The organism is Streptococcus sp. 2022WUSS083 (assembly GCF_044427155.1).
Classification (GTDB): domain Bacteria; phylum Bacillota; class Bacilli; order Lactobacillales; family Streptococcaceae; genus Streptococcus; species Streptococcus hashimotonensis.
Genome location: NZ_JAOTGK010000003.1, coordinates 1 through 12933 on the forward strand (window position 1 = coordinate 1; position 12933 = coordinate 12933).

Genomic DNA, 12933 nt, shown 5'->3' on the forward strand with positions numbered 1-12933 from the left:
AATCTGGGAGATTAGTTGTTCAATGACATTGCACTTGATAAATTGAGCGTCAAAGAGTATGAAGATCCATTTTCAGATGGCAGTTTTAGAACAAGATAAAAGCCCGTTGTTACGGGCATTAGTCAAGTAATTATAGCACTAACCTGAACGAAGTTCAGCGAACGTCTTTAGACGTCGCTGGAGAGAAACGGCTTATAGCCGGTGTACAAGCCACCCGTTTTCACGGGTGGTTATGACTGTCTGTGAATGATACAACTGAAAACAAGTGAAAGTTCAGGTTTTATGGTAAAATTCTTGTTTTTCTTCAAAAATATGATATGATAGTTAACAATATACCAGACGGAGGTTGTGTTAACAGTGTTGAATGTAAATGAATTGGTCAAAACAGAGTTGCATTGTCATTTGGATGGCTCATTGTCCCTCGGAGTCATTCGACAATTGGCACAGATGGCTAAAATCACTGTTCCTGCAGAAGATGAAGCATTAAGAAAATTAGTTAGTGTTCATGGAAAAGTTGATAGTTTAATGGCTTATTTAAAGTTATTTGATTTTGTTCGCCCACTCTTACAAACTGCATCAGCTTTAGAATTGGCAGCCTATAATCTTGTACGACAAGCTGCAAGAGATAAGATCATTTACATTGAGGTTCGTTTTGCACCAGAACTGTCGACGGATCAAGACTTGACTATTTTAGAAGCGGTTTCAGCAGTTTTAGTTGGACTAAACAGGGGGCAGGAAGATTTTGGAGTGGTTGCTAAACTTTTGGTTTGTGGTTTAAAGCAAACGAAACCGAATCAAACGAAGGAACTTTTTTCGGCTATTGCTGATTTGGCACCAAAAGGACTTGTGGGATTTGATTTCGCAGGAAATGAAGCAGACTATCCTACGGAAGAACTTCGGGATATTATTCAATTTACTCAGGCACTAGGTTATCCCATGACTTTCCATGCCGGAGAATGTGGATGTGTGACCAATGTGATTCAAGCTCTTGAACTTGGGATTAGAAGGATTGGTCATGGCACAGCACTTACTCGCAATCCTGAAGCTATCCAAGCTTTTGTCAATAGCGGAGCAACACTTGAAATGTGCCTAACATCGAATCTTCAAACTGGTGCAGCTGATTCGATTGAGTATTTTCCATATCATGAGCTAGTTGAGGCAGGAGCAAACATCACAATCAACACAGATAATCGTACAGTTTCTAATACTACACTTAATAGAGAATATCAATTATTTGTAGAATATTTTGGGACTAGCAAGGCTGATTTTTATCGCTTCAATCAAAACGCAATTCAGGCAAGTTTTGCCAGCGAAGAAGAAAAGAAAGTTTTGTTGGAACTCCTAGACCAACAGTATTAAGAAAAAAGCTCTATACCAGTCGATTAGACCAGTAAAGAGCTTTTTATTGTAGATTTAATTTCTTTGTCATAATGAAGTGGGTTCCAAAGTAGTAAGCAAAAGCTAGGATAATATTGACTAATGCTAAGACTGGACTTGGATAGAGAGAAAATGGTGTAGAATAAGTTGTTACTAGGTTGCTTAGGACAAAGAAAGTGCTAAATACTCCAGTAACGATGAGAATGCCGATATACGTCAAGATTGCAAAGAGGAAGCGATGATCCTTGAATAATTGACCGACAGATATAGAGAAGTAGATCAAAAGGATACCAGTAGTAATTTCAATTAAATAATAGACAATCTGACTGAATAGAACTGTCCAGTCGATATCTTGAACAAAAGTTTGTATTTCTGGCATAATAGCCTCTTCGCTTGCTACTAGAATGACTGCAAGGATGATTCCGATTGAAAGTAAACAAGTAATCCCTGCCAAGACATACCAAACAATAGATGCAAGCAGTTTGCTTAAGATGATTTGATGGCTAGATACGGGCAAGGTCATAGTGAGATAACCTTGTCGGCCATAAACATTTTTTCTAAAACGATTGATGACTAGGACAAATGTTGATAGGAAGAGTGCCGCAATCAAAACTCCGAAAGTCATAAAGGAGGTTCCCAATAAGACCATCTCTCCACCACCAGGTTCAGTATTACCAGCCTGTGCACGGAGGGTCAATGCTTGTAGCCAAAAACCAAGTACTGCTGATAGGGCTAGAGCTGCAATATAAATTCCCAAATACCATTTACCTACGGATTGAAATTCGTATTTCAATAATTTTTTAAACATAGCAATCTCCTTCTAACTAAGCCTTAAAATCTTGGCGGAAGAGTTCATCAATAGATTCTCCGCTTTCAATTCGCAAGTCATCTACATTTCCATGGCGAATAACACTTCCGTAGTGTAGGAAAATAACCTCGTCCAAAATTTGCTCGACATCTGAAATTAAGTGAGTAGAGATAATAACAGAGGCAGTCGGAGAGTAGTTGTTGACGATGGTTTTTAAAATGTAGTCTCGAGCGGCAGGGTCAACACCACCAATTGGCTCATCTAAAACATACAGCTGCGCTTGACGACTCATCACCAGAATGAGTTGGACTTTTTCCTTATTCCCCTTAGAGAGATGTTTCATACGACTGTTTAAATCAATGCCCAAATCTTGTAAAAGATGGAGAGCACGCTCCTTATCAAAATCAACGTAAAAATCTTCAAAAAATGTAATTGCTTCGAGCACTTTCATATGCTCATCGAGATAAGTCGTATCTGGGAGATAAGACACAATTGCCTTGGTTTCTGGCGATGGGGTACGACCATTGATCAATACTTGACCATATTCTGGTTGCAACAGACCGTTGATCAATTTAATCATGGTCGTTTTACCCGAACCATTTGGTCCCAAAAGTCCTATGATTTTTCCAGCAGTCAGCTTCAAATTGACATTATTTAGGGCGACAGCGCCACCATAAGATTTTGAAACTTGTTGTAGCTCAACCAAAGTATATGCGTTATTCATAAGTGACTCCTTTCAAATAATCATCTAACTGGCCAGTGAGGTCGTCGTGTTTGAACCCCAAATCTAACATATTGTTCACAAAATTCTCGAGTTCCTTTTGTGCTAAATGTAGGCGAGTTTGTGTAATCAATTCCTGATTATCCGTTACAAAACGGCCTGTTGTGCGTACTGAGTAAACAAATCCTTCTGTTTCTAAATCAGACAAAGCGCGCTGAACGGTATTTGGATTGACACCAGCAATGTCGGCTAAGTCACGAACAGTGGGAAGTTTATCTCCAGATTTTAATTGATTGGTCACAATCTGCAATTTAATAGTATTGCTGATTTGAATATAGATGGGGATGTTATTATCAAATTTCCAAGCCATAATCGTTTCCTTTCTAGGATGACACCCGTGTGTATGTCTTATATTAATAATACAATAAATCATATAAATTAGCAAGGGAAATGTTTTGAATTTTTAAAAAATATTTTTGGATAAATATTTGATATAATAGAAGAAACATAAAAAGGAGAATACCATGCTGGCACAATTAGATACAAAGACAGTTTATACCTTTATGGATAGCATGGTGACGATAGAAAATTATGTAGGCAGGGCTAAAGAGCTTGGTTATCACGCATTGGGGATAATGGATAAAAACAGTCTTTATGCAGCCTATAGTTTTATGGAATCCTGTAACAAAATGGGGCTTCAACCAATTATTGGTTGTGAACTGGACTGGAAATTACAGGGAGGGGAGCAGGACGTCACTACTCAATTGATTGCTCTGACAACCAGAGGTTATCGCAATCTATTGAAAATTTCGACTGCTAAGATGACAGGGCAAGATGATTTTGAAACCATTCGTCAATATTTAGTCGACATAGCAGTGGTTGTTCCTTATTTTTCTGGCATTGAGCACCTTGAGTTAGGTGTTAACTATTATATCGGAGTGACGGTTGACACACCAGTTCAAGACTTTAAGCAAGCAATACTCCCGATTCATACGGTTCGTTTTTTTGAAGAGGAACAATTGGAAAGTCTACAGGTTCTCCATGCTATTCGAGATAATATTCCACTTAATCAAGTTGCAGATATAGATAGTCGACAAAAGCTTTTATCGGCTGATAGCTTAACCAATCTATTTTCGAATCGGTTTCCGCAAGCAGTTGATAATTTACGTGACTTGGTTGCAGGGATTTCTTATCAATTAAATACAGATTTAAAATTGCCGCGTTTTAATCGTGACAGACCTGCAGTGGAAGAATTATACGAGCGCTCCTATCAAGGATTAGAAGAGAAGGGCTTGACTAATTCACTGTATAAGGAACGCTTGGAAAAGGAATTATCCATTATTCATCAAATGGGATTTGATGATTATTTCTTGATTGTATGGGACCTACTTCGTTTTGGACGTAGCCAAGGGTACTACATGGGAATGGGGCGTGGTTCAGCTGTTGGAAGCCTAGTTGCCTACGCCTTAAATATCACAGGTATTGATCCAGTTAAGCATAATCTTCTCTTTGAACGCTTTCTCAATGCTGAACGTTATTCAATGCCCGATATTGATATTGATATTCCAGATATTCATCGAGCAGATTTTATTCGTTATGTACGAGATCGTTATGGTTCAACCCATGCTGCTCAAATTGTAACCTACTCGACATTTGGAGCTAAGCAGGCCATTCGTGATGTATTTAAGCGTTTCGGAACACCTGAATATGAGTTAAGTAATATTACCAAGAAAATTTCATTTAGAGATAGTCTTACTTCTGCCTATCAGCGAAATGCCGCTTTTCGTCAGATTATCAATAGTAAGATAGAGTACCAAAAAGCTTTTGCGATTGCTCAACAAATTGAAGGGCAACCCCGACAGACTTCTATCCATGCGGCAGGGATAGTGATGAGTGATGAGGATTTGACAGATACCATCCCTCTTAAAATAGGGGATGACATGCTGGTAACCCAATATGATGCACATGCTGTTGAGGAGAATGGTCTGTTGAAGATGGATTTCCTTGGCTTACGAAATCTGACCTTTGTACAAAAAATGGCAGAAGGGGTACGTGAACGTTATCAGCAGGAAATTGATATTGCCAAGATAGATTTAGAAGACAAGAAAACCTTGGAACTTTTTGCTGCTGGTCGGACTAAGGGAATTTTTCAATTTGAACAGCCTAGTGCGATTAGCCTGCTTCGAAGGGTCAAACCTGGTCGATTTGAAGATATAGTTGCAACAACGAGTTTGAATAGACCGGGGGCTAGTGATTATTCGGATAACTTTGTAAAACGCAAGCATGGACAAGAGACAGTTGATTTGTTGGACCCAACCATTGCACCTATTTTACAACCGACTTATGGTATCATGCTTTATCAGGAACAGGTCATGCAGATTGCACAGGTCTATGCAGGCTTTACGCTTGGAAAGGCGGATTTACTCCGCAGGGCGATGTCTAAAAAGAATGCCCAAGAAATGCAGGCAATGGAAGCGGAATTTTTACAGGGAGCACTGAAAAACGGACATGCTGAAGAGAATGCAAGGGAAATATTTGGCATGATGGCTAAGTTCGCTGGATATGGTTTTAACCGTAGCCACGCCTATGCTTATTCAGCCTTAGCCTTTCAAATGGCTTATTTCAAGAGTCACTATACGGATGTCTTTTTTGATGTCATGCTCAATCATTCTAGCAGTGCTTATATTGAAGATGCGATGCAGTTTGACTTTGAGGTGGCTCGACTCACGATTAACAATATTCCTTATCACGATAAGTTTGATAAAAGTAAGGTTTACCTAGGATTAAAAACACTAAAAGGTTTGCCTAAAGATTTAGCTTTATGGATATTGGATCATCGTCCCTATAAGTCTGTAGAAGATTTTATTTTGCGCTTGCCAGATAATTTCAAGAAAAAAGATTTACTGATCCCTCTTATTCAGATTGGTTTATTTGATGATTTTGACGCCAATCGTAAAAAGATTATTGAAAATCTAGACAATCTCTTTGTCTTTGCAGAGGCGATTGGTACATTTTTTGCAGAGGAGAGTTATAGTTGGACAGATGTAGAAGATTACAGTGACAGCGAAAAATTTATGCTAGAGCAGGAATTGCTAGGTGTTGGTATTAGTCCGCATCCTTTAGTCACTATTTGTCGAGAGTCTAAGCGTAGTTTTACAGATTTGGCAGATTTAGCGGTTGGCAATCGAGCGACCGTTCTTGTGCAGATTCAAGCTATTCGATTGATTCGTACCAAAAAGACTGGGGAGCAGATGGCATTTCTTCGAGTGACAGATACCAAGGGGACGCTTGACGTGACTCTTTTCCCAGAATCTTATCGCCAATATGCTTCTATTTTGGAAGAAGGGGAAATGGGCTACATCACAGGTAGAGTGCAAGAGCGCGATGGACAGTTGCAATTGGTTCTAGAAAAATTAGAGCCTGTCAGTTTGGAGAAATTTTGGATTCTTTTGGAAAATCGAGAACACGATTATGCCGTTGCTCGTATTTTGGATAAATATAGAGGAAGCATTCCAGTAGTACTTCATTATCAAGATAGTAATCAGACAATTCAGGCTGAGCATCACATGGTTATGAAAACGCCTCAATTAGAAGAAGAGTTAAGTGAATTTGTTATGAAAACGATTTTTCGATAAAAAAATAGCAAAAAGTCAAGCAAGTTTAGGTTAAGTATGTTATAATAGGGCAGTTAAAATGAAAAGTTAAAGGAGCATTAACGAATGAAACGTATTGCTGTTTTGACCAGTGGTGGTGATGCCCCTGGTATGAACGCTGCTATTCGTGCAGTTGTTCGCCAAGCAATTTCAGAAGGAATGGAAGTTTATGGAATCAACGAAGGTTACGCAGGTATGGTTGCGGGTGATATCCATGAATTGTCTGCACGTTCTGTAGGTGATGTTATTTCACGTGGAGGAACATTCCTTGGTTCAGCTCGTTATCCAGAATTTGCCAAATTAGAAGGGCAACTTAAAGGGATTGAGCAATTGAAAAAACATGGTATCGAAGGTGTAGTTGTTATCGGTGGTGATGGTTCTTACCACGGAGCGATGCGCTTGACAGAGCATGGTTTCCCAGCTATTGGTGTACCTGGTACAATTGATAATGATATCGTGGGTACAGATTTTACAATCGGTTTTGATACAGCTGTAACAACTGCTATGGATGCGATTGATAAAATCCGCGACACTTCATCAAGTCACCGTCGTACTTTCGTCATTGAAGTAATGGGACGTCATGCAGGTGATATCGCTCTTTGGGCTGGTATTGCTTCTGGTGCAGATGTTATTGTTGTTCCAGAAGAAGACTTCAATATCAACGATGTTGTTGACCGTATTAAAGCGGGCTACGACAATGGTAAGAAACATAGCATCATTGTTTTGGCTGAAGGTGTTATGCCAGCTGCACAGTTTGCTGAAGAATTGAAAGCAGCAGGCGATACAAGTGATCTTCGTGTGACAGAACTTGGTCATATCCAACGTGGTGGTTCTCCAACAGCGCGTGATCGTGTACTCGCTTCTCGTATGGGTGCTCATGCCGTTAAATTGCTTAAAGAAGGCCGTGGAGGTCTTGCAGTAGGTATCCGTAACGAGCAAATGGTTGAAAATCCAATTCTTGGAACTGCAGAAGAAGGTGCATTGTTCAGCTTGACTGCTGACGGTAAGATTGTGGTTAATAATCCGCATAAAGCAGATTTGGAATTGGCTGATTTGAACCGTAATTTGTCAATCTAGGCATCGTTGTTTTAAAGTGTTAATTAAGGGTCATAAGACCATTGAAATAAAAGGAGTTTTGTTAAGATGAACAAACGTGTTAAAATTGTTGCAACCCTTGGTCCAGCGGTAGAAATCCGCGGTGGTAAAAAATTCGGTGACGATGGTTACTGGGGTGAAAAATTGGATGTTGAGGCATCAGCACAGAAAATCGCTGCTTTGATTACAGAAGGCGCTAATGTTTTCCGTTTCAACTTCTCACACGGTGACCACCAAGAGCAAGGTGACCGTATGGCAACAGTTCGTCGTGCAGAAGAAATCGCTGGCAAAAAAGTAGGTTTCTTGTTGGATACAAAAGGTCCAGAAATCCGTACAGAATTGTTTGAAGATGATGCAAAAGAATATGCATATACAACTGGTGACAAATTGCGTGTTGCTACAAAACAAGGTATCAAATCTACCAAAGAAGTGATTGCTTTGAACGTTGCAGGTGGTTTGGATGTCTTTGACGATGTTGAAGTTGGTAAACAAATCCTTGTTGACGACGGTAAACTTGGCTTGACTGTTGTTGAAAAAGATGCTGTAAACCGTGAATTTGTTGTTTTGGTTGAAAACGATGGCGTTATCGCAAAACAAAAAGGTGTGAACATTCCTTACACTAAAATTCCTTTCCCAGCTCTTGCAGAGCGTGATAACGCAGATATCCGATTCGGTCTTGAGCAAGGTTTGAACTTCATTGCCATCTCATTTGTACGTACTGCAAAAGATGTAGAAGTTGTTCGTAACATCTGTAAAGAAACTGGTAACGATCACGTTCAATTGTTTGCGAAAATCGAAAACCAACAAGGTATCGACAACATCGACGAAATCATCGAAGCAGCAGATGGTATCATGATTGCTCGTGGTGACATGGGTATCGAAGTACCATTTGAAATGGTTCCAGTTTACCAAAAAATGATTATCACTAAAGTGAATGCAGCTGGTAAAGCAGTTATCACAGCAACAAACATGTTGGAAACAATGACTGAAAAACCACGTGCAACTCGTTCAGAAGTATCAGACGTATTCAACGCAGTTATCGACGGTACTGACGCAACAATGCTTTCAGGTGAGTCTGCAAACGGTAAATATCCAGTTGAATCAGTTCGTACAATGGCAACTATTGCTAAAAACGCACAAACTCTTCTTAACGAATATGGTCGTTTGAACTCTGATCACTTTAACCGTGCATCTAAAACAGAAGTTATTGCATCTGCAGTAAAAGACGCTTGTCACTCAATGAACATCAAGTTGGTTGTAACAGTTACTGAAACTGGTTACTCAGCTCGTTCAATCTCTAAATACCGTCCAGATGCTGACATCTTGGCAGTAACATTTACTGAGAAAGTACAAAAATCATTGATGCTTAACTGGGGTGTTATCCCAGTTGTAACAAAACGTCCAGATTCAACTGACGATATGTTTGATTTGGCTGAACGTATTGCCAAAGAGCAAGGTCTTGTTGAAGCAGGTGATGATATTATTATCGTTGCTGGTGTGCCTGTAGGTGTTGCAGGTTCAACAAACACTATGCGTGTTCGTACAGTAAAATAATCAAAAAGGTCCTCTTGGACCTTTTTGTCGTGATTATGGAAATAGACTATGAATTTCTTTCAAACGCTTGTTTATAAATATTTTCTTGGGGGATGTGGAAATAAAAATAAGTCGTAAATAGAATAGTTTATTCAAATTTTTGATGATAAACGGAGGAAAGATGAACATTCAAGAACGATTTTCTTTGAGAAAATCAGCGGTTGGCTTGGTCTCAGTCTCTTTGCTATGTGCTATTCATACATCCACTGTTGCTGCAGATACAGTTGTTACAGGAGTGAATGAAATAATTGAAGAATCACGAGTCAAGGATGAGGCATCTATTGAATCAGAAAAAAATGAATCCCTAGATGGTTCTAATCTTGAAATTGTAGAGGAAATAGCAGACAACATCCCATCACCTGTTATCGCTGAAGGAGAAATAGCGGTAGAGATGAAAGTTGACGGAGGGACCGAGAATGTAGTTTCTAGAAATGATACAGAAGTTAAGACGAGTGAGCAAAATCAGATAGAGGTTGCTGAGACAAAAGAAATTTTGAATCAGACCAGTTATCAAACGGAGAGTGGCGAGCAACGACAAATTATATGGGCTCATGGAATTACCCCTCCTGCAATGGAACAAAGCGGTGGTTTTGTAAAGGAAAAGTATGGAGACTATTTAAACTATACAGCGCCATTTAAGGCAGGAAAAGGCTATTATGATACCAATAAAAGTCTCAATGCTTCATTTATTGACCTTAACCTATGTTTTGCGGCCGTGTCTTCCAACATGGTACATTGGTGGTTGGAACAGAATAGTTCCTATGTTGAGCGATATCTCAAGGAAAAAAATAGTACAGTAAATGTTGGGGAAAACTATGCAATAACGGACCTACGTCGCTATATTGATTCGTTCCAGGATCAGCAAAATAGTCGAGTCTTTGATATGTTCAAAACTTACTACGGTTATCGTACAAATGGTTTTGTGTCAGATGCCTTAGTTGACTTGTTTATTAATGGATATAAACCTAAGGTACAGGGTGGTGTCAATCTGGAAGATAGCCAGTTAGTACCAGATAGTAGGGGTGGCTTTTTCTACGACGTTTTCAAAGAGAAAAAACTGACAAATCGTATTTTCAGTGGCAGCTATGAGCGTTTTGGTGAGGATGTTCGAACTGTTTTGGAGAGCAAAGGATTACTCGGTCTAACTTATAGAACATTAGGCTATGCAACGCATATTGTGACGGTATGGGGTGCTGAGTACGATAATCAAGGTAAGATTAGGGCTGTCTATATCACTGATTCTGATGATCAACAAGAACAAATTGGTTTGAAGCGTATGGGAATCACTCGTGACGCTTCTGGAAATCCACGTTTGAATAATCATGTGAAAAATAATTCAGCTGGAGCGCTTTTGGATTATGTTCATACGATTCGTCTTGGTCAAGACTTATGGGAAGAATATTTCAATCCGCTCGCAAAAGCCAAAGAAATAGCTAGTCAGATACTAGCTGATACAAAGAAGGCGTTGGTTCTGTCTATTCAAGGACAATCTGAATTATCAGAATCGGGACGTGTAACATATCTTGAAAAGTTAGATAGGCTATATGATCAAGGTGTGTTAGCTATTCAAAAAGCAGAAAGCTCCGAGCTACTTAATGTTGCGTTAGAGGATAGTTTAAAAAGTTTAGACTTCCCTATGTCAGCAGTTGGAGAATCTCTGACAGCGGAGTTGCCAGCAGGCGAGCTTCCGCCCAATGCAGATGAAAATTCTCAGCTATCTCCAGAAATCTGCTCTGCAGATGGGAAAGAAGAAAAAGGGGATGTTGCCCTTGTTGTAGATAGTATCAATCAACCCGTCTTACCAGTAGACGAACAGGCGATATTGCCTGTAGCAGCCGTTGGTGGACCAGTACATGATGAACAGTTAGCTACTAATGAAAATCAGAGCCAGTCAACTATAGCTTTAGGGGAGGAAACTCAAGTAGAGGGGAGCGATCTACCAGTAGTAGTTGATCAAGATGCTGTGAAAAATGATGAGGTAGTCCCTGTGGAAGAACTTCTTGAATCAGAAACAGTTGAGAATCAGAGGTCAGAACTTCTATCAGGTCCCATAGGCATAGAGGGGGTAAATGTAAAAGAAGAAGATCAAGTTGCGACGACCGCTACTGAACAACCAGCCACCTCTAAAACCACAACTGTCCAAGCCTCTCTCGACGAACCAGCTGGTTCAGAAAGCGAACCAGTCTTCCAACCAGCCTCGATTTCGTCTCCAGACAGGTCAGCTATTCCCGTTCAACCAGAAGTCCCAGAAGTCGCTGTGGAGGTAGGAGAAACAGCTATTCCTCCTGTTGCATTGCCCGAAACGTTCTCTGCCCCAGTAGTCGAAGCCTCTCTCGATGAACCAGCTAGTGCAGAAAGTGAAACGGTCATCCAACCAGCCCCAATTTCGTCTCCAGACAGGTCAGCTATTCCCGTTCAACCAGAAGTCACAGAAGTCTCTGTGGAGGTAGTAGAAACTGATATTTCACCTGTGGTATTGCCCGAAACGTTCTCTGCCCCAGTAGTCGAATCCTCTCTCGACGAACCAGCCCCAATTTCGTCTCCAGATAGGTCAGCTATTCCCGTTCAACCAGAAGTCACAGAAGTCGCTTCCCAGGAAGAAGATCAAGTTGCGACGACCGCTACTGAACAACCAGCTACCTCTAAAACCACAACTGTCCAAGCCTCTCTCGACGAACCAGCTGGTTCAGAAAGCGAACCAGTCACCCAACCAGCCCCGATTTCGTCTCCAGACAGGTCAGCTATTCCCGTTCAACCAGAAGTCTCTGTGGAGGTAGGAGAAACAGCTATTCCTCCTGTTGCATTGCCAGAAACCATCTCTGCTCCAGTAGTTGAAGCATCTCTCGACGAACCAGCTAGTGCAGAAAGTGAAACAGTCATCCAAACTGAAACAACTTTAGTTCCTGTTGCTGAGGATATTCCAGTTTTACCTGGGCATTCAGCAATTCGTGTGGTCGAATCAGTAGCTACATCATCTACTATTTCTGAAAAACACAAGTTTGTAGATGGCGGAGTTTCTTCCGCATTAAAAGTGGATTCTGAGGGGGTTACTAATGAGTCGAATGCTCCTCAGGTTGAATTTCTGACAGAAGTAACGACAGAAAGCGTCTTGGCTGAAGCAGATAGGTCTTCAATCTTAACAGAAACAAAGGTGATTCAACCGAATACATTGATGAATGATTTGGAGAGTAAAGAAAAAATCTTGGTCCCTAAATCCAAATCATTGGACAGTGTTAAAATGGATATGAGTTCTCAGGAGATTGTATTGCCAGAAGTTCCAGAGAGAGAGCCTCAGATGTTCAGAAGAGAAATGGATGAAGAACGCAAAGAAACCGAGCTATTTGAGATGGTTGGATCTGTGGCAATTGTAGGAAGCACCTCTCAATCCTCAAATAATATGAGGGAATATGGTCAGAATCCGGCTCTTCACTCCAAAACGGATACAAAGCAAGTTTTAAGTGTGGAACAATCTTCAAAACCAGGTACAAATGCTTCTGGGCAGATTATTGGAGTTAGCCTATTAACTCTCTTACTTGGTAGTGTTTGGGGCCTATTAAAAAAAGCAAGAAAAAAGCAATAATCGAGGTTTAGAGAGTGAATAATCAGCGATTATCTATTGTAAAATTTACTTCGGAAGTATATTAAGACTCATGAAAAATAGATAAAAAGCTGGGAAAATCCATTGC

8 protein-coding genes and 1 pseudogene are annotated in these 12933 nt (G+C 40.2%); 6 read left to right on the top strand and 3 right to left on the bottom strand.

The annotated features are described in order from the left end of the window. Positions 1 to 21: 21 nt before the first annotated feature. Both ODU41_RS03975 and add read left to right on the top strand, forming a co-directional pair. Positions 22 to 99 (top strand): annotated as a pseudogene (locus ODU41_RS03975) (IS200/IS605 family transposase); the annotation flags it as partial. A 258-nt stretch (positions 100 to 357) separates the two neighbouring features. Next, positions 358 to 1359, top strand: a complete 1002-nt coding sequence (gene add, locus ODU41_RS03980) for an adenosine deaminase (RefSeq protein WP_318797500.1) — start codon at positions 358 to 360, stop codon at positions 1357 to 1359. 43 nt (positions 1360 to 1402) lie between these two features. Here the strand turns inward: add and ODU41_RS03985 are convergent, their stop codons facing one another. From ODU41_RS03985 to ODU41_RS03995, 3 genes are read right to left on the bottom strand one after another with little or no spacing between them, the layout of a single operon-like run. After that, positions 1403 to 2185, bottom strand: coding sequence for a hypothetical protein (locus ODU41_RS03985; RefSeq protein ID WP_024408986.1), 783 nt, complete (start codon positions 2183 to 2185; stop codon positions 1403 to 1405). Between the two features lie 16 nt (positions 2186 to 2201). Beyond that, complete coding sequence (locus tag ODU41_RS03990) at positions 2202 to 2909, bottom strand: ABC transporter ATP-binding protein (RefSeq protein WP_024408987.1); 708 nt, start codon at positions 2907 to 2909, stop codon at positions 2202 to 2204. Next, the gene (locus tag ODU41_RS03995) at positions 2902 to 3276 is read right to left on the bottom strand and encodes a GntR family transcriptional regulator (protein ID WP_044675667.1); all 375 of its coding nucleotides are present in this window, start codon (positions 3274 to 3276) and stop codon (positions 2902 to 2904) included. Before ODU41_RS03995 ends, ODU41_RS03990 begins: the two co-directional genes overlap by 8 nt. 154 nt (positions 3277 to 3430) lie before the next feature. Between ODU41_RS03995 and ODU41_RS04000 the strand changes: the two genes are divergently transcribed. The 4 genes from ODU41_RS04000 to ODU41_RS04015 all read left to right on the top strand — a co-directional run bounded on the left by ODU41_RS04000 (position 3431) and on the right by ODU41_RS04015 (position 12827). After that, complete coding sequence (locus tag ODU41_RS04000) at positions 3431 to 6541, top strand: DNA polymerase III subunit alpha (RefSeq protein WP_398578682.1); 3111 nt, start codon at positions 3431 to 3433, stop codon at positions 6539 to 6541. A gap of 84 nt (positions 6542 to 6625) precedes the next feature. Continuing rightward, a complete protein-coding gene (pfkA, locus tag ODU41_RS04005; protein ID WP_024385330.1) occupies positions 6626 to 7636 on the top strand; it encodes a 6-phosphofructokinase in 1011 nt (336 codons plus the stop codon). Positions 7637 to 7702: 66 nt separating this feature from the next. After that, the gene (gene pyk, locus ODU41_RS04010; protein ID WP_024385329.1) at positions 7703 to 9208 is read left to right on the top strand and encodes a pyruvate kinase; all 1506 of its coding nucleotides are present in this window, start codon (positions 7703 to 7705) and stop codon (positions 9206 to 9208) included. A gap of 160 nt (positions 9209 to 9368) precedes the next feature. Beyond that, positions 9369 to 12827: an IdeS/Mac family cysteine endopeptidase gene (locus ODU41_RS04015; protein ID WP_398578683.1), complete on the top strand. Its 3459-nt coding sequence runs from the start codon at positions 9369 to 9371 to the stop codon at positions 12825 to 12827. Positions 12828 to 12933 lie beyond the last annotated feature (106 nt).